The 23,257-nt window shown below is 55.9% G+C and carries 20 protein-coding genes; 14 read left to right on the top strand and 6 right to left on the bottom strand.

Annotation, left to right across the window (positions count from 1 at the left end):
• Positions 1-88: 88 nt before the first annotated feature.
• From queD to VEZ52_RS12410, 11 genes are all read left to right on the top strand, one after another.
• A complete protein-coding gene (queD, locus tag VEZ52_RS12360) occupies positions 89-502 on the top strand; it encodes a 6-carboxytetrahydropterin synthase QueD (protein ID WP_022657288.1) in 414 nt (137 codons plus the stop codon).
• A 12-nt stretch (positions 503-514) separates the two neighbouring features.
• Positions 515-1,450 (top strand): WcbI family polysaccharide biosynthesis putative acetyltransferase, encoded by a 936-nt coding sequence (locus tag VEZ52_RS12365; protein WP_324837082.1) that lies wholly within the window; start codon positions 515-517, stop codon positions 1,448-1,450.
• Positions 1,451-1,782: 332 nt separating this feature from the next.
• A complete protein-coding gene (locus VEZ52_RS12370; RefSeq protein ID WP_324837083.1) occupies positions 1,783-2,406 on the top strand; it encodes a flavodoxin family protein in 624 nt (207 codons plus the stop codon).
• 715 nt (positions 2,407-3,121) lie between these two features.
• On the top strand, positions 3,122-4,480 hold the full coding sequence (locus VEZ52_RS12375) for an SLC13 family permease (protein WP_324837084.1): 1,359 nt from the start codon (positions 3,122-3,124) through the stop codon (positions 4,478-4,480).
• A gap of 36 nt (positions 4,481-4,516) precedes the next feature.
• On the top strand, positions 4,517-5,362 hold the full coding sequence (locus tag VEZ52_RS12380; RefSeq protein WP_324837085.1) for a fumarate hydratase: 846 nt from the start codon (positions 4,517-4,519) through the stop codon (positions 5,360-5,362).
• A gap of 9 nt (positions 5,363-5,371) precedes the next feature.
• Positions 5,372-5,935, top strand: coding sequence for a Fe-S-containing hydro-lyase (locus VEZ52_RS12385; RefSeq protein ID WP_324837086.1), 564 nt, complete (start codon positions 5,372-5,374; stop codon positions 5,933-5,935).
• A 93-nt stretch (positions 5,936-6,028) separates the two neighbouring features.
• Complete coding sequence (locus VEZ52_RS12390) at positions 6,029-6,658, top strand: succinate dehydrogenase/fumarate reductase transmembrane subunit (RefSeq protein WP_324837087.1); 630 nt, start codon at positions 6,029-6,031, stop codon at positions 6,656-6,658.
• Positions 6,659-6,667: 9 nt separating this feature from the next.
• Complete coding sequence (locus VEZ52_RS12395) at positions 6,668-8,524, top strand: fumarate reductase flavoprotein subunit (RefSeq protein WP_324837088.1); 1,857 nt, start codon at positions 6,668-6,670, stop codon at positions 8,522-8,524.
• Between the two features lie 10 nt (positions 8,525-8,534).
• The gene (locus VEZ52_RS12400) at positions 8,535-9,317 is read left to right on the top strand and encodes a fumarate reductase iron-sulfur subunit (protein ID WP_192113719.1); all 783 of its coding nucleotides are present in this window, start codon (positions 8,535-8,537) and stop codon (positions 9,315-9,317) included.
• Between the two features lie 96 nt (positions 9,318-9,413).
• On the top strand, positions 9,414-10,100 hold the full coding sequence (locus VEZ52_RS12405) for a CBS and ACT domain-containing protein (protein WP_324837089.1): 687 nt from the start codon (positions 9,414-9,416) through the stop codon (positions 10,098-10,100).
• A 312-nt stretch (positions 10,101-10,412) separates the two neighbouring features.
• On the top strand, positions 10,413-12,332 hold the full coding sequence (locus VEZ52_RS12410; RefSeq protein ID WP_324837090.1) for a sensor domain-containing diguanylate cyclase: 1,920 nt from the start codon (positions 10,413-10,415) through the stop codon (positions 12,330-12,332).
• A 164-nt stretch (positions 12,333-12,496) separates the two neighbouring features.
• On the opposite strand, the gene VEZ52_RS12415 is transcribed toward VEZ52_RS12410, so the two are convergent.
• A complete protein-coding gene (locus tag VEZ52_RS12415) occupies positions 12,497-13,387 on the bottom strand; it encodes a LysR family transcriptional regulator (RefSeq protein ID WP_324837091.1) in 891 nt (296 codons plus the stop codon).
• 174 nt (positions 13,388-13,561) lie between these two features.
• On the opposite strand from VEZ52_RS12415, the gene VEZ52_RS12420 reads away from it, so the two are divergent.
• Both VEZ52_RS12420 and VEZ52_RS12425 read left to right on the top strand, forming a co-directional pair.
• Positions 13,562-13,954, top strand: coding sequence for a CidA/LrgA family protein (locus VEZ52_RS12420; RefSeq protein ID WP_324837092.1), 393 nt, complete (start codon positions 13,562-13,564; stop codon positions 13,952-13,954).
• Positions 13,942-14,643: an LrgB family protein gene (locus tag VEZ52_RS12425; protein ID WP_324837093.1), complete on the top strand. Its 702-nt coding sequence runs from the start codon at positions 13,942-13,944 to the stop codon at positions 14,641-14,643. Before VEZ52_RS12420 ends, VEZ52_RS12425 begins: the two co-directional genes overlap by 13 nt.
• A 91-nt stretch (positions 14,644-14,734) precedes the next feature.
• On the opposite strand, the gene VEZ52_RS12430 is transcribed toward VEZ52_RS12425, so the two are convergent.
• Positions 14,735-18,775 carry a response regulator gene (locus VEZ52_RS12430; RefSeq protein WP_324837094.1) on the bottom strand — a complete coding sequence of 1,347 codons (4,041 nt, stop codon included), beginning with the start codon at positions 18,773-18,775 and terminating at the stop codon, positions 14,735-14,737.
• A gap of 295 nt (positions 18,776-19,070) precedes the next feature.
• Here VEZ52_RS12430 and rfaD point away from each other — a divergent pair, with 295 nt between their 5' ends.
• Positions 19,071-20,054 (top strand): ADP-glyceromanno-heptose 6-epimerase, encoded by a 984-nt coding sequence (gene rfaD / locus VEZ52_RS12435; RefSeq protein WP_324837095.1) that lies wholly within the window; start codon positions 19,071-19,073, stop codon positions 20,052-20,054.
• Positions 20,055-20,125: 71 nt separating this feature from the next.
• On the opposite strand, the gene rfbC is transcribed toward rfaD, so the two are convergent.
• The 4 genes from rfbC to VEZ52_RS12455 form a co-directional block, all read right to left on the bottom strand.
• Complete coding sequence (rfbC, locus tag VEZ52_RS12440) at positions 20,126-20,671, bottom strand: dTDP-4-dehydrorhamnose 3,5-epimerase (protein ID WP_324837096.1); 546 nt, start codon at positions 20,669-20,671, stop codon at positions 20,126-20,128.
• Positions 20,662-21,555, bottom strand: a complete 894-nt coding sequence (rfbA, locus tag VEZ52_RS12445; RefSeq protein WP_324837097.1) for a glucose-1-phosphate thymidylyltransferase RfbA — start codon at positions 21,553-21,555, stop codon at positions 20,662-20,664. The genes rfbC and rfbA overlap by 10 nt, the downstream gene beginning before the upstream one ends.
• A gap of 14 nt (positions 21,556-21,569) precedes the next feature.
• On the bottom strand, positions 21,570-22,637 hold the full coding sequence (gene rfbB, locus VEZ52_RS12450) for a dTDP-glucose 4,6-dehydratase (RefSeq protein ID WP_324837098.1): 1,068 nt from the start codon (positions 22,635-22,637) through the stop codon (positions 21,570-21,572).
• A 25-nt stretch (positions 22,638-22,662) separates the two neighbouring features.
• Positions 22,663-23,257 (bottom strand): nucleotide sugar dehydrogenase (locus tag VEZ52_RS12455; RefSeq protein WP_324837099.1); only part of this gene is annotated, 595 nt, incomplete at its 5' end.

Genomic DNA, 23,257 nt, shown 5'->3' on the forward strand with positions numbered 1-23,257 from the left:
CAGGCTTTGAATGGAACCAGAACGCCCGCATCATGCTGGCGATCATTGTTGTCATTATTTCGGCCTTCGTGGTCTACTGGATACTGTCATGACAAAGGGCGCTTTCTGGCGGCTGACCGTGCGGGACGATTTTTCTGCTGGTCATGCATTGCGGCATTACGAGGGCAAGTGCGAGCGCATGCACGGCCACAATTTTGCGGTGGAACTGACCGTGCAGGGGCAGCGCCTGACCCCGGACACTGAGATGCTGCTTGATTTTAAAACGCTCAAGAGCGGCCTTAAAACAGTGCTTGACGCGCTCGACCACCGCCTGCTCAACGAAACGCCGCCCTTTGACGTCATGAATCCTTCTTCAGAAAATCTTGCCCGGCATATCTGGCGGGGCATGGCAGAACTGCTGGCAACACACGACGACCCACAGGCCCGGCAAGTGCGGCTTTACAGCGTCACAGTGTCTGAAAAAGCCGCGCAAAGCGCCACCTATATGGAAGTGGACGACTGATTCAGGTCGCGCATGGGGTCGGACGTTTGCCCCCCCCAAGAATACGGCACCCTCACACCCAAGACAGACGGAACCCGCATGACCAAGGCTTTGTGTCTTCTGCACGCCAACTGCCAGGGCGATGCCCTGCGGCCCCTGCTGGAAAACACCCCGGCCTTTGCCAGCCGGTTTTATATCCGCCAGTATGTGAATTACACGCGGCAGAGTATTGCAGACAGCGATATTGAACGCTGCGAGCTTTTTCTCTACCAGCGCCTTGCGCCCAAGTGGGGCGACCTTTCCACAGAACAGATGCTGCCGCGCCTGCCGCAACACTGCCAGACCATTGAGATTCCCAATCTGTTTTTCAAGGGTTACTGGCCCTTCTGGTCCCGCGATAAACGCATCAACTTTGCCGACAGCCTGCTGGAGACGCTGCTGCAAAAAGTCACGCCGCAAGAGGCGCTGACCCTCTATCTGCGCGGCGCAGCCTCGCTGCTGGGCAATGTGGACGCGCTCAACGCACAGGCTGAAGAATCGCTTGCCCGCGAGGAAGCCAAGGAGGCCGACGCCCCCATACGTTGCGCGCCGCTGCTGCGCGAACGCTGGCGTGACGCACAGATGTTCATTACGGTCAACCACCCAGGCCGCGAACTGCTGTTCCACATGGCAGACAGCCTGCTGCGCCTGTTGGGCCTTGGCGCTCTGCCCCCTTCCACGCGCGGGGCATATGTTCACCCACTTGAAGATTTCTGGCTGCCCATCCATCCGGCGGTGGGGAGCGCGCTGCGCCTGCCCTTCGCCAATGCGGACAAACGCTGGCCCATCTTCCACTCCCTGCTCACGCACAGGGAATATACCCTGTGCTACATGGCCTGCCGCGCAAACAATGTGCCGGACTTTCTGACCTTTCTTAAAAACCTTTCGCCGGACGCCCTGCGGCTGGCCGCAAAGGATATTGCTGGCTGATTTTGCCCTGCAGATATGGTTTCTTCAGGAGCCAAGTCTGCGACAGAGCCGGTAAACACGTAAAACCCGCAAGGGCCAATGGAGGCAGACTCCAGCGTGGCTTGCACACGTGAAAGGCATTGCGTACTCTTGGCAGGTCAAGAAATCATGGACGAATTTACGCACAGGCTTACCAGCACATTCGCCGAGCCTGCGCAGTCCGGCATCTGCTGGCCTGACGCTCCCCAAGCGTCAAATCTGGCTGGCTTTACCAACAAAATCATGCGGGTTCACTGGCCTCGCCGCTCCGCTTGCAGCGAGGGCTGGCATTTCGCACCCGGAAGGAGATTTTCATGAAGGTACTCATGCTCAATGGCAGCCCGCATCCCAAGGGCTGTACCTTTACCGCCCTGTCCACGGTTGCGGCGCAGCTGGAAAAAAACGGCGTTGAAACGCAGATGCTCCAGTTGGGCACAAAGCCCATACAGTGCTGTATTGGCTGCGGCAAGTGCAAGGACACCGGGCATTGCGTGTTCAATGCCGACCACGTTAACGAGGCCATTGACCTGCTGCGCGAGGCAGACGGCTTTGTTGTGGGTTCTCCCGTTTACTACGCCGGCCCCAACGGCGGCGTGTGCTCCTTTCTTGACCGCATGTTCTATGGCAAGTCCCTCCACTATGCCTTCAAGCCCGCTGCCGCTGTGCTGAGCTGCCGCCGTGGCGGGGCCAGCGCCTCCTTTGACCGGCTGAACAAGTACTTTACCATTGCGCGCATGCCCGTGGTTTCTTCCCAGTACTGGAACGCCGTGCACGGCAATACGCCGGAGCAGGTGATGCAGGACAAGGAAGGCTTGCAGATCATGCGCACCCTTGGCGACAACATGGCGTGGCTGCTCAAGTGCATTGCCGCTGGCAAGGCCGCTGGCGTGGCAACCCCAACCCCTGAACCGTGGGACCCCACCAACTTTATTCGCTAGAACCAGACACTGTGTGAGATACCGTGCAGGTATTCCTGCCCTATCTACCCGTTTGCGGGCAACCGCACATGCACAGTAACAGGCAGATACCAGCGATCAAGGCTGTCCGAAATATTTCGGACAGCCTTTTTTTATTGCCTGTCTGCCCATTTTGCATACCCCTGCTTCATGCAACAGTATATTCAGACAGGATGGTCGCCGCGCATAAGCCTTCTGCACACTCTGGCAGGCCTCCTCACACACGCTGCGCACAGACGGTTGTAGCCTCAATGGCCCCGGCAAAGCTGATAAAGTTTTATCCGCTCATCTACCATTTATCTTTGGGACCATATACATGTTCATTGGCGCTGAATAAGCGCCTTGTACAAAAAGGGACACCTTCACTTAAAATAGCAATATAAATTTTATACAATATGACAACTAATGAAGATCATTTTACTACAATATTTTTGTTTGATAAATATTCATACAGCATAATATGCATATTTGTGATTTTTATTACATACTATTGTACATAAAAAATTTTCTTACCTTTCATACTGCATACGCTGAATAAATTATGAAGATTGATCAATCATTCAGCATAATATTGTTGCCACGATTTTTCATATCTGGCATTGTTGAAGATATCCATTTGTTTTCCCTGCCATTGCCTACCGCGTTGCTCAAAGAGAGTGCAGGGAACCGTAAATTTTATGCTGCAGGAGGTTAGCGGATGAAAAGATTATCTCCGTGGATACTGATGCTGCTTGTGCTTGTGACTGTTCTTCTAGCCGGACACGAAGCCTTTGCCGCCTCCACCCTTGGCATCAAACTCCCTGAAGACCCCACCAAGGCATACATCACCCTGGGCATTCTGCTGGTTGCCGCGGTGATGTTTTTTACGGAGATTGTCCCCCTGCCCATCACGGCCCTGCTTGTGCCGGTGGCTCTGTCGCTCACAAATGTGGTTTCATCCAAAGTTGCTTTTGGCTACTTTGGCGATCCTACCGTTGTGCTCTTCATGGCCATGTTCATTGTGGGCGAAGCCACGTTCATTACAGGATTTGCAGACAAGGTGGGCGGCCTGGCCGTCAAGCTTTCCAAGGGCAATCCGGTTAAACTGATCGTATACACCATGGCGGCCATCGGCCTGCTTTCAACCGTACTATCCAACACCGGCACCACAGTTGTGGCCGTGCCCATGGTGCTTGGCATGTGCATCAAGGCCAAGCTCGCGCCCGGCAAGGTGCTTATGCCCGTTGCCTTTGCCTCTTCACTGGGCGGCACGGTAACGCTTGTAGGCACGCCCCCCAACGGCATTATCAACTCCATGCTGGCCCAGACCGGGCAAAGCCCCTTTGGCTTTTTTGAATTTGGCCTTATCGGCATGCCCCTGCTGATCGTTGGCCTGCTCTATTATGCAGTTATCGGCCACAAATTTTTGCCGGAAAAACTGCATGACGACAGCGAAGACGACATTGAAGTTGACGCCAAGATCCGCCGCGAACACAAGATGTGGCACTCCGTGCTGATTTTTGCCTTCGTGGTCGCCATGATGGCCAGCGAACTCATGCCCCTGACCACCGCCGCCATTTTAGGTGCCTGCCTTATGGTCATAACTGGCTGCATGACCATGCGCGAAGCCTTCCGCAGCGTTGACTGGACAACAATTTTTCTGTTTGCGGGCATGCTTTCCATGTCGGCCGCCATGGACAAGTCCGGCGCAGCCGCCATTGTGGCTAACGCCGTGGTGAGCACGGTCAATGATCCGTGGATGCTCATGTTTGTGTGCTGCGCCCTCACCGCCGCCATCACCAACTTTATGTCCAATACCGCCACGGCGGCCCTTATGGCCCCGCTGGCTCTGCCCATCGCCATGGCCAGCGGAATTTCGCCCTTGCCCATCGCCATGGGCATTGCCATGTCGGCATCATGCTGCTTCCTGACGCCCATTGCCACCCCACCCAACACCATCGTGCTTGGCCCCGGCAGATACAGCTTTATGGATTATGTCAAGGCTGGCTGGCCTTTGCAGTTGATTTCGCTCATTATGTGCTGGTTGCTTATCCCGCTGATCTGGCCTTTCCATTGATAGGCCAGCAGCAGTCGTACTTATAAAGAGGAAGACATGAAGGAAATCAATGTTGAGGACATAGCGCGCGCCGTTGCCGACCTTGCAGTGCGCGCCTGCTGCCGCCTGCCGCAGGATATGGTGGACGGCATTCATAAGGCGCATGAGGCGGAACCCTCGCCCGTGGGTAAAAACATTCTTGAGCAACTGCTGGAAAATGCGGCAATCGCAGCCAGCGACGGCATCCCCATTTGTCAGGATACCGGCCTTGCTGTGGTTTTTGCCGACGTGGGGCAGGATGTGCGCATTGTGGGCGGCGCGTTTGAAGACGCCGTCAATGAGGGCGTACGCCGGGGCTATGTAGACGGGTACCTGCGCAAATCCTGCGTGGCGGAGCCATTGTTTGAACGCAAAAATACGCGCGACAACACCCCTGCCGTCATCCACACCCGCCTTGTGCCCGGTGATTCGCTGCGCCTGCGCCTGGCCCCCAAGGGGGCAGGCTCTGAAAACAAGAGCGTGGTCAAAATGCTTGTGCCTGCCGACGGCATTGAAGGCGTGCGCAAGGTTGTGCTGGATGCCGTGCTGGCAGCAGGGCCCAATTCCTGTCCGCCCATGGTGGTGGGCGTCGGCCTTGGCGGCACCATGGAAATGGCCGCCATCTGCGCCAAGCGCGCCGCCGCCCGCGACCTTGAAAGCAGCAACCATGATCCGCGCTACGCGGCCTTTGAAGAAGAACTGCTTGAGCTTATCAACAAGACCGGCATCGGCCCTCAGGGCCTTGGCGGGCTGACTACGGCGCTGAAAGTGCATGTGGAGTGGGCGCCCACCCACATTGCCTCCCTGCCTGTGGCCGTGAACATCAACTGCCACGCGGCGCGCCACGCCGAAGTTACGCTGTAGGAGGCCGCCATGTCGGAAAACCAGATGAAAAAAATACGCGCTCCTTTTGACGAAGCCACCGCACGTTCATTGCGCGCAGGCGACCGGGTGCTGATTTCGGGCACCATTCTTGCCGCACGCGATGCGGCCCACAAACGTCTTGTAGAGACTCTGGACAGGGGCGACCCCCTGCCCGTGGATCTGAAGGGCGCAGTGGTCTATTACGTGGGGCCAAGCCCGGCCAAACCGGGCGAAGTGATCGGCGCTGCCGGGCCAACCACCTCGGGGCGCATGGATGCCTACACGCCCCGACTGCTTGATCAAGGCCTGAAAGGCATGATCGGCAAGGGCTACCGCAAGCCCGAAGTGGTGGAAGCCATGAAAAAACATGGCGTGCCGTATCTTGCCGCCGTGGGCGGGGCAGGCGCTCTGATCGCCCGCAGCATCAAAAAATATACGGTACTGGCCTACGAAGACCTTGGCCCTGAAGCCGTGGCCGCCATGGAGGTGGAGGATTTCCCCGCCATTGTGGTCATCGACAGCACGGGCGACAACTACTACGAGACCGGGCAGGCTCCATACAGAAGATCCTGACCTGCGGCCGTCCCTGTGCATGCCGAGTGCTGAAAAGTGGCGCGGGCTGCCGCGCCGTTTAATAATGCCTGATATCTTTATGAAGGAGTTGGTATGGCCTTGAGCAGATCCCCTGTCGATGACCGAACCCGCCTTGATTTCTGGCAAGCGGCTTCTGGCGCTGTACTGGCGCTGTTTGTATGTGTGCATCTTGTGCTGGAAGGAACCGTTGTCCTCAGCCCCGCACTTACCAACGGCATCGCATGGTTGCTTGAAGTCACCATGCTCGCACAGGTGGCGGCACCCGTCATCATGCTGCTGATCCTTTTCCACTTTTACATTGCGGCCCGCAAAATGCCCTTCCGCGCCAATGAGCTTGGCGTGTTTGTGCAGCACAGCAAGGGCCTCAAGGAAGCGGATACGTGGCTGTGGCTGGTGCAGGTTTTTACGGCCATCGTTATTCTGGCAGGCGCTTTCTACCATGTATACAGCGTCATGACAGACCTGCCCATCAATGTGGCGGGCAGCGCCAAGCGCCTGCACTCGGGCTGGCTGGCCTTCTACGTGTTCTTTCTGCCTTGCGTCATTCTGCATACGGGCATTGGCGTGTACCGCCTGGCCGTCAAATTCGGCGTGTGCGTCAAGGCCACGCGCCCGGCGTGGCGCAAGTGGACCTGGATTGTCATGGGCTGTTATCTTCTGCTCGGCGCGGCGGCTCTGACCCGCGTGTGGTTCTTGGGATAGGGGGTGCGTATGCGAGTTTTTGAAAGCGATGTTCTTTGCATAGGCGCCGGCCTGGCCGGGGAACGCGTTGCCGTGGAAGCGGCGCAGGCGGGTTTCAGCGTTATCTGTCTTTCACTGGTGCCGCCCAAGCGGTCGCACTCGTCAGCCGCCATGGGCGGCATGCAGGCGGCGCTGGGCAACTCCATCATGGGCGAGGGCGACTGCCCCGAAGTGCACTTCAACGATACGGTCAAGGGTTCCGACTGGGGCTGTGACCAGGAAGTGGCCCGTCTTTTTGCCGAGACAGGCCCCATCGCCATGCGCGAAATGGCCTGGATGGGCGTGCCCTGGAGCCGCGTTGTGCCCGGCGAACACACCTACTACAAGGGCGGCAAGCCCTTTCAGGCAACGGAAAAAAAAGAAAACGAGGGGCTGATCCATTCCCGTGCCTTTGGCGGCACCGCCAAGTGGCGCACCTGTTATACCTCTGACGGCACAGGCCACGCCGTGCTGTTCACCCTTGATAACCGTCTGCTGCAACTGGGCGTTGACGTGCATGACCGCATGCAGGCCGAGGCTCTGATTCACGATGGAGAACGCTGCATGGGCTGCGTTGCCCGCGATTTGCGCACCGGTGAGCTTGTAGGCTATTTCGCCAAGGCCACACTTATCGCCACGGGCGGTTATGGCCGCATTTACCGGGCCACCACCAATGCCATCATCTGCGACGGCGGCGGGCAGATCACGGCCCTTGAAACGGGCGTTGTACCCCTTGGCAATATGGAAGCCGTGCAGTTTCACCCCACAGGCACCGTGCCCACGGACATTCTGGTCACAGAAGGCTGCCGCGGCGACGGCGGCACCCTGCTGGACGTGAATGAATACCGCTTTATGCCCGATTACGAGCCGGAAAAGGCCGAGCTTGCCTCCCGCGACGTGGTGTCGCGCCGCATGACCGAGCACATGCGCAAGGGCCTTGGCGTACAAAGCCCCTATGGCGAGCACTTGTGGCTGGATATCCGCCATCTGGGCGAAAAGCACATCACCACAAACCTGCGCGAAGTGTACGACATCTCAACGCACTTCCTGGGTGTGAACCCCATCCATCAGCTTATTCCTGTACGGCCCACCCACCACTACAGCATGGGCGGCGTGCGCATCAACAAGGACGGCCACGCCTACGGCCTTGAAGGGCTTTTCTCCGCTGGCGAAGCAGCCTGCTGGGACATGCACGGCTTCAACCGCCTTGGCGGCAATTCACTGGCAGAAACCATTGTTTCTGGCCGCATTGTTGGCGCAAAACTGGTTGAATTCCTCAAAGGTTACGAAACCGTGTTCTCGACCCAGGCCATGAAGGACGCCGCCACCAAGGTCAAAGAGCGCATCTCTGCCCTGCTGCGCGGCACAGGCGACGACTGCTACACCCTGCGCAACGCCATGCAGGACATCATGATGGAGCACGTGGGTATTTTCCGTAACGGCAAGGATCTGGAAGCAGGCGTTGCCAAGTTGCAGGAACTGCTGGAGCGCACAAAGAACATGCGCCTTGCCAGCGGCAACATCCCCGGCCCCAATGCCGAGCTTTCCATGGCCCTGCGCGTGCCGGGCATGCTCAAGCTGGCCCTGTGCACGGCTTACGGCGCGCTGATGCGCACAGAAAGCCGTGGCGCGCACGCACGCGAGGATTACCCCGAGCGCAACGACAAGGAATGGCTCAACCGCACCCTGGCCTACTGGAAGGAAGGCGACACCCTGCCCACCCTCAAGTACGAACCGGCAACGCCGTTCTATATTCTGCCCCCCGGCGACCGTGGATACGGCGGCGGCAAGATCATAACCGCCGACATCAGCCCGGAAAAAATCGTACCGTACGCACAACAGGGGTAAGGAGAGCCATATGGGACGCAATCTGACGTTTGAAATATTCCGTTACAATCCGCTGGATCCGCTCTCGCATCCCCATATGCAGACATTCCAGCTTGAAGAACATAACAGCATGACGCTGTTTATCGCGCTGAACATGATCCGCGAAACGCAGGACGCCTCCTTGCAGTTCGACTTTTGCTGCCGCGCCGGCATCTGCGGTTCGTGTGGCATGGTCATCAACGGGCGGCCCGGCCTTGCCTGCCACACGCAGACAAGCGACCTGCCAAGCCACATCACCCTGCATCCCCTGCCGGTGTTCAAGCTTCTGGGCGACCTCTCGGTGGATACGGGCACGTGGTTTCGCAATGTGGGAGCAAAGATCGAATCGTGGATACACACCACAAAAGAGTTTGACCCCAAGGCGCAGGAAGAGCGCATGGATAATGAACTGGCCACCCAGATATTCGAACTTGACCGCTGTATTGAGTGCGGCTGCTGCGTGGCGGCCTGCGGCACGGCCCGCATGCGCGAGGACTTTATCGGCGCAACGGCCATCAACCGCATGGCGCGCTTCTACATTGACCCGCGCGACAACCGCACCCCAGCCGATTATTACGAACTGATCGGCGACGATAGTGGCGTATTCGGCTGCATGGGGCTGCTGGCCTGCGACAATGTATGCCCCAAACAACTGCCGCTTCAGGATCAACTGGGTATCATGCGCCGCATGGTGACCATGGAATCTGTGCGCGGTATTTTGCCTGAATTTATACGTAACAAATTGCAGGGCTGTGGATGCGGCTGTTCCAAATAACAACGCTTCCCTCATGGAATGGGTTGGCGTAAGCCGCCCGTTCCATTTCCACCAGACGGGAGGGGCAACCCTCGCACAACCCTCAGGGAGGATGCCATGCTAGTACTCGACTGGATGCAATCCAAGGTAATATCCATTCCGCCGACCGCAACCCTGCTCCAGAGCCGGAAGCTGTTCAAGGAACACAAGATAAACCGACTCCCTGTGGTTGACTCCAACAATATTGTGGTTGGGCTTATCTCGTCCTCCGATGTCCGCAGTTTCGCTCCCAACAAGTCCACGGGTCTCGAAATTATTGAGCTTCTGGAAATCATGAGCGAAACCAAGGTCAGGGATGTCATGGTGGTCGACCCGGTGACCATCACGTACAAAAGCACCATTGAGCAGGCTGCCAAAAGGATGATAGACAAGCACGTTGCCTGCCTGCCCGTGGTGAACGATGAGGAAAAACTGGTGGGCATCATCACTGGCTGGGATGTGTTCAAGGCCCTGCTCGACATGAGCGGTGCTGAGCAGCCCGGCGTTGAGGTGGGCTTTGTGGTGCCCTACCAGCCCGGCACCCTGCGGGAACTGCTCGACAGGCTCAAGGCGCAAGGCATGAGCATCATTTCTGTATTGTCGTCGGCTTCAAACGATGGCATGCGTCAGGTCAAGATACGTTTCAAAGGCCCCGATGCCCTGTCGCAAAATGTTGCGCTTGAGCAGTTCCGCGACCATCCCGGCCTGCGTTACTGGGCGCGCGAGGACGAATTTTATCTTAAGTCCAACGTGAACCTGGGCTGAGCATCACCCTGCCCGGTTCAGGGTGCGCTGGCTGCGGGGCACTGGCCCCGTAACACGCGGTAAAAGTGCCGCCACGGCTGCTGTGCCGTGGCGGTTTTTCTTGTACCCATCGGCATATTTCCAAGCAGATGCCTTGGCTTCCTTTCTGCAATACGATATACAAAACGGCATTCCGTGTTGCAGGGAGGGGCCATGCCCCGCACAGGGCAAAGGCCTTGCCCGGCCAGCATCGGCGCATTCACTTTCGGCACATCCGGATCCCGTCTTATCACTCGTCGCAGACATGTCTGCCTTCACGCTTCAGGACGTTCCATGCACAAGAACTATGCCTTCCGAACCAATTTCATAATCTGCCTGATTATTGTTATCGGCTTTTCCATTACTTCTGTAATCGGCTACCGTTCCAATGTGGACACCCTGAAAAAAGAAGCGGAAAGCGTGACGCGCCTGGCCTCGGAAGGCATGATGTATCAGATTGACGCCATTTTTGCCCAATCCATACATATTTCGCTGACGATGGCGCACGACAGTTTTTTGATCAATTTTCTCTCGCAGGAAAGGGAAAACCTGAAAAACCCGGCGTATACGCTGAACATCAGGGAATACCTTGCCGCCTACAGAAAGAAATACAATTATGACTCTGTTTTTCTTGTTTCCATGCAGACAGACCGTTACTACAATTTTTCTGGTGTTGACCGCATTGTTGACCATTCTAATCCTGAGAACAAATGGGTACGGGCATTTATTGCAAGCAATCAGGAATTTTCACTCAACATTGATAACGACAAAGCTGCGCACGACACCATCACGGTATTTGTAAACTGTGCTGTAAAAAACAAAAATAATGAAACCGTGGGCATAGTAGGCGTTGGTTTTACTGTAACCAGCATACAGGCCATGCTTATCAAGTATGAGCAGCAATTTGCGGTTAAATCCTATCTTGTGAACGCAGGCGGGGCCGTCCAGATATCTTCATCCGCTCAGGGAAGGTCTGCCGAAGATATTTATTCCGCGCAAACCTTTGCCGCAGTAAAAAATACCCTGAAAAAGAACAGCACAGAAATTTCAGATACATGGTATTCTGGCCATGGCACCGATGGCTATGCCGTCACGCGCTACCTTCCTGCCCCTGATCTTTTCCTCATTACAGACAAAAACACCTCTGAAATAATCAGACAGATAAGAACAAAATACTACACTGGCGCTATTGTTGTTGGCTTTACAATGATAATTGTCATTTTTATTGTAACAGCAATAATACGTCGATACAAAAACAAGATAATTTCTCTCACCATTGCTGAAGAACTGAAGTATCATGCCATACTTCAAAATGCCACATCACAAATTTATGAAAGCATTGTTGAATTTGACATAACCAATGATGTTGCCTGCGGCGAGGGCACCAAAAAGTTTATGCAACAGTTGGGCCTCAAGCCAAACACATCATACAGCACAATGCTGCAAACCATTGTGGCAAAGCATATCCTGCCCGAGCACGTGAACCTGTACCTGAAAACCTTCAGCCCCGAATCCATACGCACAGCCCTGCAGGAGCAGCGCAACAAGCTGAGTTGCGATTTCCAGTGCATGCAGAGCAACGGCCAATACATCTGGTTCAGGGAAACCGGCTATATCTTGCGCTGGGCAGAGAATGATTCCATCCACATTGTCATTTGCCGCCAGAACATTGACCACGACAAAAGGCAGGAACTCAGCCTTCAGGATATGGCCCAAAAGGACGGATTGACGGGTCTTTACAACAAAATGACCACAGAAGCGCTTATTGACAGACGCCTGGCAGAGCATCCGTGCGATGCAGGCGCCCTTGCCATGATTATGCTCGATATAGACAACTTCAAGGAACTCAACGACTCGCTGGGCCATGTTGCGGGCGACAGGATCATTCAGGAGTTTGCCCAGAGCCTGCGGGCGGCCTTTGCGCCCGGTGATCTGGTGGGCCGCATCGGCGGTGATGAATTTATTGTTCTCACATGCCAGCAAAGCAGTGAGGCATTGACCACAAAGCTTGAAGAACTCTGCAATCGCATTCGCCACACCACATATGGAGGCGAGGGGCAACACCACCTTGCCGCGAGCATGGGCGTGGCGCTCTTTCCCCTGCATGGCAAAAACTTCAGCAAGCTGTATGCAAGTGCAGATGCGGCCCTGTACCACGCCAAGCTGAAGGGCAAGGACACGTATACCTTTTTTGAAACCGCGCCGTTGACATAAGCCCGAACTGGCCCCCAGCAGGCACGACAGGTTCGGTTTAGTTCAGACTGGACAGATGACAACAATCATTGGCCGTGCCGCAGTCTGTTTTGAGACAATGCGCAAGGGGGATTCAGCCTTGCTGCTGGCCGTGCAGCCCCGGCGGCGAATGAAGAGTGTCCCCGTCAGATATCCTGCGGGAATGGCAGCTGTTTTTGCTCACAACTTGTGAGGCAACGACAGACCGCCGCCACGTTGGCCGACGCCATGCCCTTACGCCAAACAAGCTCGGTTACGGCATCGCACAGGGGGTGTTCGAGCGCATGCACGGAAAGCATGCCGTTGGTGCGGCACAGCTCAAGAACCGATGCCGGAACCACCCCAACCCCCATGCCCGCAATAACGCCCCCCACAATGGCGTGGTACGAAGCCAGCTCAACGATATGCTGCGGTTCCCACCCGTAGGCCCGAAACCAGTTCACCAGCCTGTTTCTGTAAGCACAGCCTCCCTGAAAAGCCAATACGGCCTTGCGCCCTATGTCGTCCGGCGTATGGATGGGCGGATGCTCCCTGGTGGCAATCAGCACCAGCCGTTCAGCAAAGGCCTCCATCCTCTCCAGCCGTTCATCACTGGGCGCATCAACCACGAATACCGCATCCAGCCTGTTTTCCAGGATATCCCCGTACAGGGAACTGCTGGTGCCGATCACAAGTTCGAGCTCGATGCCGGGGTATTCCGCATGCAGGCGGGCCAGAACTTCGGGCAAACGCGCCGCAGCCGCACTTTCCAGTGCGCCAATGCGCAGCCTGCCGCCCGGTTCCATACCCTTTACGCACAGCTCGGCTTCATCCATCAGCGCGGTTATCCGGCGGGCATAGGTGTAAAGCGTCTGCCCCCTCGCCGTGGGCAGCAAGCGCTTTTTTTCCCGTAAAAACAGCTGGATGCCCAGTTCTTCTTCCATCAGCATGATGCGGGCGGTAACGCCCGAGGGCACCCGGTGCAAAGCCTTGGCGGCGTGGCTTATGCTGCCGGTTTCCATGACTGCCATGAATGTGCGCAGGTCTGACACTTCCATTTGTTCACCATTTATGACTGTTTCTTTCATTTTTATTCATTTGCCATGATGACTATCATCTCATAACGTATGCCGCAAGCCGCCCGTTGCCGTTGGCAGGAAAAACCCTCACTTGCCAAATTTCTGCCAACGGCAACGGGAGGCGGAAGAAACCTCGAACATCAGGAATACCCTATGCGCGCAACATGGAAACTGCTTTGGCAGACCGCACTTCTGACAGCCATATTCTGGGGATGCGATCAGCTCACACGGCTGACAGGCATTCCCATCCCCGGCAACGTGCTGGGCATAATCGTACTGTTTTTTCTGCTGCTCACCGGCATTGTAAAAGAAAACCACATCAGCATGGCGGCAGAATTTCTGCTGAAACATCTCGTGTTCTTTTTTGTGCCCATTGCGGTGGGGCTGATGCAATGGGGGAGCGTTTTTTATGACTACGGATGGGTGCTTGCAGCTGCCATTGTGGGCAGTACAGCCCTGCCGCTGGTGATTGTGGGCTTTATGGCCCGGGCCCTGCGCCGCGCTACGCCTGAAAAGAAAGAGGAAGAAGCACCATGCAGATCATAAACATTTTTTTGTGCACGGCGGGCACCGTGCTGGCATACGCGCTGGTGCGCAGCCTGTATATGCGTTACAAGCATCCGCTCATCAATATCGTGGCTGGCAGCGCCGCCATAGTCATTGCAGTGATGGTGCTGTGCGATGTTCCCTATGAAACCTATGAGCCAGCCCGGCAGGTCATGACCTTGCTTATTGGCCCGGCAACGGTCAGCCTTGCGCTGCCTTTGTACCGCTATCGCCACCTGCTGCTGCTCAATGCCTTGCCCATTCTTGCAAGCGTTTGCGCGGGGGCCTTTGCGGCCATGCTCTCTGCCGGGGTTATTGCCAAACTGGGCGGCCTGCCGGATGACGTGGTAATTTCCATTCTTCCCAAAGGTGTTTCCATCCCCTTTGCCGTGGAGGTGGCGTCCATGTATGGCGGCATCCCGTCCCTGACTGCGGCCTTTGTGGTGGCTACCGGTACGCTCGGCTCCCTTTTGGGATTGTGGGGGCTGAATGTCATACGCATCAGGGATCCCTTTGCGCGGGGCCTGACCATGGGCACAATTTCGCACGCTCAGGGGACAGCCGTTGCCTTGCAGGAAGGACAGGAACAGGGGGCAATGGGCGGCCTGGCCATGATTCTGGCAGGCATTCTTACTGCGGCTCTGGCGCCTGTGGCAGTCTGGATAGTGCAGCGGCTGCCGTTGATGTAGCCGTTGCTACTGTGAGAACAAACATTTTTTGTGCTGCGGTCGGCAAGCCGACCGCAGCAGCTTTTTACAAAACATTTCCAGCTTGTTTGGCTTATTCAGGCTGACCGGCTTGGCCTGAATTAGCATCCTGGGCAATCTGCTCTGCCCGCCATTCCAGCCACTGCACGGCCACTTCAATCAGGCGGTAGGGATCAATGGGTTTTGCAAGATGGTCGTTCATACCCGCTGCAAGGCTTTTTTCCCGGTCGCCCACCATGCTGTCGGCGGTGAGAGCAATGATCGGCGTATTGGCATAACGCGTCTGGTCGCGAAGCCGTTTTGCAGCTTCGATGCCGTCCATCTGCGGCATATGGATATCCATAAACACCATGGCGTAATCTGTGTCTTCCGCCATTTGCAGCGCTTCAAGACCGGAACTGGCAATATCTACAACAAAACCTGATGATTCCAGCAGTTCCCTGGCCACCAGCTGATTTACCTCGTTATCTTCGGCAAGCAGCACCCTGCGGCCTCTGTATTTGGCAGGGATACGCAATTCCTGGGGCAGGCCGGATGCATCTTCTTCCACTACCCGCTGCCCAAAAACATCCAGGATGGCGTGCTGCAACAGTGAAGGGCTGACAGGCTTGATAAGGAAATGGCTGATGCCCTCGGCCTGAGCCTCTTCCATGATTTCTTCCCGCCCATAGGCCGTGACCATGATAACGGTGGGAATGTAGGGCAGCTCGCGGCAGCCGCGCAGCAGCCGGACCACCTGAATGCCGTTATTGCCGGGCATCTTCCAGTCCATCAACACCAGATCATAGGGGTCGCCGCTTTCGGCGGCGCGCACCAGCTCTTCCAGCGCAGCATCGCCGCAGTCGGCCGTGCCTGACCGCAGGCCCATATCTTCCAGTTCTTGCCGGAGTATCTCGCGGCTTGAGAAGGAATCGTCCACCACCAGAACCCTGCGCTCGGAAAGATTTTTCATGGCCGGGACGGGCTTGCGCTGGGGGTTTTCCTGCATATCCAGGCTGACGGTAAAGTAAAATGTGCTGCCCTTGCCGAGTTCGCTTTCTGCGCCTATTTCGCCGCCCATCATCTCCACAATCCGCTTGCTGATGGAAAGGCCAAGGCCGGTGCCGCCAAAACGCCGTGTTGTTGATGAATCCCCCTGGGTAAACTCCTGAAACAGCTTGTCCAGCTGCTCCTGCCCCATGCCAATGCCTGTGTCGGTGACGGTAAAACGCAACTGCGCCTTCTGGTCTTTCTGCTCCTCAAGCGCAACGCGCACCACAACCTCGCCCGAAGGTGTAAACTTGATGGCATTGCCCACAAGATTGACCAGTACCTGCCCCAGCCGCAAGGGATCGCCCTTAAAAAACAGGGGGACTTCCCGGTCGATACGCAACAAAAGCTCAATATTTTTGCCGCCAGATTTGGTTGTATCCAGACTCGAGAGGCCAAGAAGAACTTCTTCCAGGTTAAAGTCCAGATATTCCATGTCCATGCGGCCAGCTTCAATCTTGGAGAAATCAAGGATGTCGTCAATGATCCGCAAAAGGGATTTTGCGGAACTGTCTATATTTTTCAAATAATTGCGTTGTGTTGCATTAAGAGGCGTGCGCAGGGTCAAATGGGTAAGGCCCACAACGGCATTCATGGGGGTGCGGATTTCATGGCTCATATTGGCAAGAAATTCGCTCTTGGCCTTGCTGGCCTGTTCCGCCGCCTGCTGACTTTCCACAAGGTCGGTAATATCCCGACAATCTTCAATAATGCCGAGAAGCTCGCCATCAGGCGAAAGAAATGGCGTAGCAACCAGATCGCAAAATACCCATGTACCGTCTTTTTTTTGCCGCTGCTGACGGATGGCAGCCCGAGGCTCGCCGTTAAGAATACGCTTGCCCACGCAATCTGCGCCGCATTCTGAGCCACTGGGGTATTCGCCGCACCAGTGCCCCACCATTTCTTCGCGCGAATAGCCAAAGCAGTTTACGTAGGTATCGTTGATTTCCTTGACTATCAGATTACGGTCAATAACCCGCATGGCGCTGCCAGCGGCATTGAATATCTGCGACATTTCCATTTGGGCACGTCGCAGGGCCTGTTCTGCGGCCCGGCGTTCCGTCACGTCTGTCCCCATGTAGACCATGCCGTAAACGGTACCGTCCGGCTCAAACAGCGGAACCCGCACAACATCCAGGACATGCTCCTCTCCCACTGCATCATACCGGACTTCTTCAGTTTTATGAACTTTTCCGGTTTCTATGACCAGTTTATCCAATCGCATTCCCTGTTCTGCATGCTCCGGGGAAAGCAGGTCGGCGATGTTTTTTCCCACAACGTAGGATTCGGCATAACCAGTGAATGTTTCAAAAAACTTGTTCGCCATTATGTAGCGGGCTTGCGAATCCTTCAGCATCATGAGGCTTGGCAGATTATCCACAATACTGCGCAATTGCTGTTTGCGCTGCCACAGGGCTGAGGCGCTTGCTCTGGCCGCTTCCAGAGCTTTTTGCCGCTCTGCAGATTCCTGCGCGAGCTTGCGGTTCCAGATCAAAATGACCGCAAGCAGGCTGCCAAGAAACACCGCCGCCACCCCGCCGATCTGCAAGACAAGCATCCAGTTCATGGAGCGCTCAATGCGCAGATTGGCCCAGCGCTTCATGATCGCGGACATCTGCTCATGGGGGATATTGTCCAGTGTTTTATTCATGATTTCGACAAGCTGCGGCCAGTCTGAGCGCACGGCCACACGGGCGGAATACTGCAACTGAGGCAACAGGCCCACGCGCAGATCGCGCAGGTTTTTGTTCACCACCGCATATTCCACAGAAAGTGCGATGCCCACCATGGCGTCGACCTGCCCGCCCTGCACGGCAGACAGCCCCTCTGTCAGACTGGAGACCTCCACAATTTTTGATCGCGGCAACTGGGCGCGCAAATACCCTGCAAGGCCTGCGTGATCATGCACTGCCACACTTTTGCCAGCCAGATCGCCAGGGCTGGTGACCAAACGCTCGGAGTCAAGCGTGGCAACCGCCAGCGGCAGCTGCAAAAAAGGATTGGTAAACAGCCAGGGGCCGCCCTCTGGCGGCGTCCCTTCCAGAAAAGGCTCAACGTCCGCACGGCGAGGGCCTGTGCTTTCTTTCAGCACGTCGGAAGAAACCGGTTGTATGGCAACATTAAGGTATCGCCCCACAACCTGCATGAGGTTCATGCCAATACCGTTGTAAGTACCCTCACTGTCCATAAATTCAATGGGATGCCAGTCTTCTTCCATGGCAACCCGCAGGGTCTGATGGCTTGCCAGCCATTCCCGCTCTGCAGGGGTTAGCAGCAGGGAGCGCGGCATGTCGCCCCAAACGCGGTGTGCCGGATTACGCACCCAGCGTTCTTCAAGGGCCACCATTTCAGCGCGGGATATGCGCGAAAGCCCTTCGTCCATCAAACGGGCAAGATCATCCCTGTTACGCAGCACAGCCGGGTGAAGGTTGCGCGTAAAAAGGGGCATGGCTTGTGGCATAAAAAAGCTGTTGAGTCCCAACCGGTCAATGGTGCCATAAGCCGAAGGAAAGTTGCTCGAAATGCCATCTGCCAGGCCGTTGGCCACAGACATGAACATCTCTGCCCCGTTGCGCACCACCAACAATTGAACCTTGGGGAAGTGCTCCCGCATGTAATCTTCCTGCAACGAGCCTTCAAGCACGACAATGGTCGCATCCCCCAACTGGCTTGGGTCTGTAATTCTTTGCCCGGCAGAGGTTGAGAGCAAAAGCCCCCCCATGCCGGGAGAAATGGCCGGGCCAAATTTTGCCCAGCGGGCTCTTTCGGGAGTGATGTACATGCTGAAGTGAATGTCGGCCCGCCCCGACTGCAAGGCATCAAGCGAATCCTGCCAGTCGCCCATGATGAATTTCACGGGCCTGCCTACTTTTTCGCCCCACAGACGCCACAGATCAATCATCAGGCCAACAGGTTCTCCTGTTTTTGAAACAAATGACAGCGGCTCGTTATCTTTCATGCAGACAATGGTGATGGGGCTGGCGCTGGCTGCCACAGAAGAATCCGTAGCGCACAGTGCAAGATTCGCAGAGGCGAGAAACAGCAGAAGCAGGCAGCAGAATGCGGTGTGAAAAAATTTGACCATGGCTACCTCGCTGGTTCTCTTGCAGGAATTATACTTAATTTCTTATAGCAGTAACAGCCGCATTGCAATATTCTCCCCTTGCCATTGCCCTATCGGCAGAATATTTCTTGCAAAAAATCCTTGGGTATCTGGTTGGAAGAATACGAAGATACATATGGCCCCCGCCCAGATCAGCGGGCAGCCCCGCTTTGACGCGACTATCATGCTGGGGATATGATTGGCGTGCGCAATTGCGCAATACCGGATCCCTGCCTTGCTCCGCAAGGAGCCCACAAGCTGGATCAATGAGGTTTGTATGTATATTATCACTGGTGGCGCAGGCTTCATCGGCAGCGCCATGCTCTGGCGGCTGAACCAGGCAGGCATAACCGACATACTGGTGGTGGATAACCTCGGTTCAACGGAAAAGTGGAAGAATCTCGTTAACCGGCGATATGCCCGTTATGTACACAGGTCTGAATTTCTGGAAATGCTGCGCGGCAACACGCTGGGCGGCAAGGTCGAGGCAATTGTGCACATGGGGGCCTGTTCTTCCACCACAGAAAAAGACGCAGACTTTCTGATGGCCAACAACACGGCCTATACTGTGGAGCTGTGCAGATTTGCCATGGAACACGGAGCGCGCTTTATCAATGCCGGGTCAGCTGCTACCTACGGGGATGGCTCACAGGGTTTCTCTGACAGGCCGGAAACGACCAGACGCCTCAAGCCCCTCAATATGTATGGCTACTCCAAACACCTTTTCGATTTGTGGCTGCTGGATAACAAACTTACAGAAAGCGCGGTCAGCCTCAAGTTTTTCAACGTCTACGGCCCCAATGAATACCACAAGGGCGACATGCGCAGCGTGGCCTGCAAGGCCTTTCATGAAATCACCGCTACGGGGCGTTTGCGGCTTTTCAGATCCAATACGCCGGATTTTGCCGATGGCGGCCAGATGCGCGATTTTGTCTACGTGAAGGATTGCGTGGAACTGATATTCTGGCTGCTTGAAAACCCCGCAATAAACGGCATTCTCAATGTGGGCACGGGCAAGGCCCGAAGCTGGAACGATCTGGCCTGTGCCATATTTGCCGCATTGGGCAAAGAACCTCAGATTGAATATATGGACATGCCGGAAGCCTTGCGCGGAAAATACCAGAACTTCACCCAGGCGGATATGAGCTGGATGCAGGAAAAAAACTGCCCTGTGAGCTTTGCGTCGCTGGAACAGGGCATTGCGGATTATGTGGGCAACTATCTGGCCCAGAGCGACCCCTATCTTGAAATGCCCGCCTGATTAAACACAGCGGGCACATGCTAAAGCGGGTAAAACACAATGGGGTATGGACGCAGTCAACTGCCAACGGTTCAGTGGCCTGCGGCCTGCATAGCCTCAGCCCATAGGGGAGCAGCTTGATCCTTGGCAGAAAGCAGCGGGGCATCCACGGGCCAGTCTATGCCGAGGGCCGGGTCGTTCCAACGGATGGCAGCTTCATCCTCGGGACAGTAGTAATCTGTGCACTTGTAATGAAAATGAGCAATTTCGCTGGTTACTAAAAAGCCGTGCGCAAGGCCGGGCTGTACCCACATCTGCCACTGGTTCTGCTGTGAAAGTTCTATGCCGAACCACTTGCCGAACGTGGGGGAATTTCTCCGAATATCCACAGCCACGTCAAATACGCTGCCCAGCGAAACATAGACCAGTTTACCCTGAGGGCGGGTTTTCTGATAATGCAGGCCGCGCAGAGTGCCACGGGCGGACATGGAATGGTTATCCTGCACAAAGGGCTGATCAATGCCTGCCGCCGCGTAGCGCTGCTGCTGCCATGTTTCCACAAAATAGCCGCGCTGGTCGCCCCACACCTTGGGTTTGACCAAAAGCAACCCGGCAATAGGCGTCTGAACTACTTCCACAGCCCAATCCCCGCATCCACAAGTTCAAGAAGATATTGCCCGTAGCCTGTCTTGGCCATGGGCTTTGCCAGTGCGCGCACAGCGTCCGCATCAATATAGCCGTTACGCCAGGCTATTTCCTCCAGGCAGGCCACCTTGAGCCCCTGGCGCTTTTCTACCGCCTGCACAAAGGCTCCGGCATCCATGAGGGAATCATGCGTACCGGTATCAAGCCAGGCAATGCCCCGCCCCATGAGTTCCACATGCAGATCGCCCTGTTGCAGATAAGCATTGTTCACATCTGTGATTTCCAGTTCGCCCCGTGCCGAGGGGCGCACTGCGCGGGCGATATCCAGCACCTTCTGGTCATAAAAATACAGGCCTGTCACCGCAAAGTTGGACTTTGGAAGGGCGGGTTTTTCTTCTATGCTGACCACTTGCCGCTCATCGTCAAATTCCACTACGCCGTAACGCTCAGGGTCGCGCACATGGTAGCCCAAAATGGTCGCTCCTGATTCGCGGGCCATGGCAGCTCGTGCAAGTGCTAGCAAACCATGGCCGAAAAAAACATTATCCCCCAAAATCAGGCAGGTGTTGTGCCCCGCAATGTGATCTTCCGCCAACAAAAAAGCCTGGGCCAGCCCATCAGGGCGGGGTTGCACAACGTAGCTGAAATTGCAGCCCAGTTGCGAGCCGTCGTGCAGCAAAGCCTTGTAGAGGGGCAGATGCTCAGGGGTGGAAATAAAGCAGATATCTCGAATGCCCGCCATCATCAGAATAGACAGCGGGTAGTAAATCATGGGTTTGTCATAGATGGGCATGAGCTGCTTGCTCACGCTCAGGGTCAATGGATGCAGGCGCGAGCCAGAGCCTCCCGCAAGAACAATGCCTTTCCAGCCGCTCATGCCGCCCCCTTCTTTCAGTTGGCCCCGCCGCAAGCGCGATGGGCATAGTTGGCTGCAATCCATTCCCTGTAAGCGCCACTGTGGACATTTTCAACCCACACGGTATTTTCAAGATACCAGCGAACGGTATCACGCAGGCCGGAATCAAACTTGTGGCTCGGCTTCCAGCCAAGCTCCGATTCTATTCTGCTGCTGTCTATGGCGTACCGGAAATCGTGCCCGGGTCTGTCGGCCACATATGCGATTTGATCGGCATAAGGCCCGCGAGCCGATGGAACCAACTGGTCAAGGATGGCGCACACGGCCTGCACAACCTCAAGGTTGGTCTTTTCCGCATGCCCGCCGATGTTGTAACACCGCCCCACCCTGCCCGCGTCAAGCACTCGGGCTATGGCTGCGCAATGGTCTTCTACATGCAGCCAGTCGCGGATGTTGGCCCCCTTGCCGTAGACAGGCAAAGGTTTGCCATCAAGGGCATTGCAAATCATCAGGGGAATGAGTTTTTCAGGGAACTGGCGCGGCCCGTAATTGTTGGAACAGTTGGTGAGCAGCACCGGGAGGCCGTAGGTTTCATGAAAGGCGCGCGCCATGTGGTCGCTGGCGGCCTTGGACGCAGAATATGGACTGTTGGGGCTGTAAGGGGTCGCTTCAGTGAAAGCCGGATCGCCCGGTTGCAACGCACCATATACCTCATCGGTGGACACGTGCAGAAAGCGAAAGGCTGAAGCGCGCTCCGCAGGCAGCGCGCGCCACCACTGGACAGCCATTCTCAGCAGCGTGGCCGTACCCAGCACATTGGTGCGCACAAAAGCATCGGGGTCGACAATGGAGCGGTCAACGTGGCTTTCCGCAGCAAAATTCACGATGGCATCGGGCTGGAAGGTTTCCAGCAGCCAGGCAACCAGCTCGGCATTGCCGATGTCGCCGCGCACAAAGGCGTAATCCGGATCGTCTTTCAGCGCTTCAAGATTGGCGGGATTGCCAGCGTAGGTCAGTTTGTCGAGGTTGACTACACGCACTCCCTGCCGTCGGGCCTGAAGAACGTAGCAGGAGCCGATAAAGCCCGAACCACCGGTAACCATGTGACAAGGCCTGCATGCGTTCAAATTACAGCCTCCAGAGATCAAACCCGGCATCAAGCATTTCCTGCTTGTTCCAGAACCCCTTGATATCCATAAGCGTGACCGCATCGCCTGCAAACATGGCGCGTATGGCCGCATGATCAAGCTCGCGGAAACTCTCGTGCGATACAGCCAGGATGAGAACATCCAGATTTTTGAGATCGCTCAGGGGCAGCAGTGTCTGCCCGTATTCATGATGGGCTTCCGCAGCATCGGCTTCGGGGTCATGCACCAGAGCTGTGATGCCGTATTCCTTCAACTCTGCGATGATGTCCACCACGCGGGTATTGCGGATGTCCGGCACATTTTCCTTGAATGTAAAGCCCAGCAGGCCCACGCGTGCGCCCTTGACGTGCTTGTCCGCATTGATGAGGCGCTTGACGCAAATTTCTGCCACATACTTGCCCATACCGTCGTTGATGCGACGACCGGCAAGGATGACCTCGGGGTGGCAGCCGATTTCTTCGGCCTTGTAGGTCAGGTAATAGGGATCCACGCCAATGCAGTGCCCGCCCACAAGACCCGGACGGAACGGCAGGAAGTTCCACTTGCTGCCTGCGGCTTCAAGCACTTCCAGCGTA

The sequence above is a fragment of the Desulfovibrio sp. genome, assembly GCF_035644575.1.
Taxonomy (GTDB): domain Bacteria; phylum Desulfobacterota; class Desulfovibrionia; order Desulfovibrionales; family Desulfovibrionaceae; genus Desulfovibrio.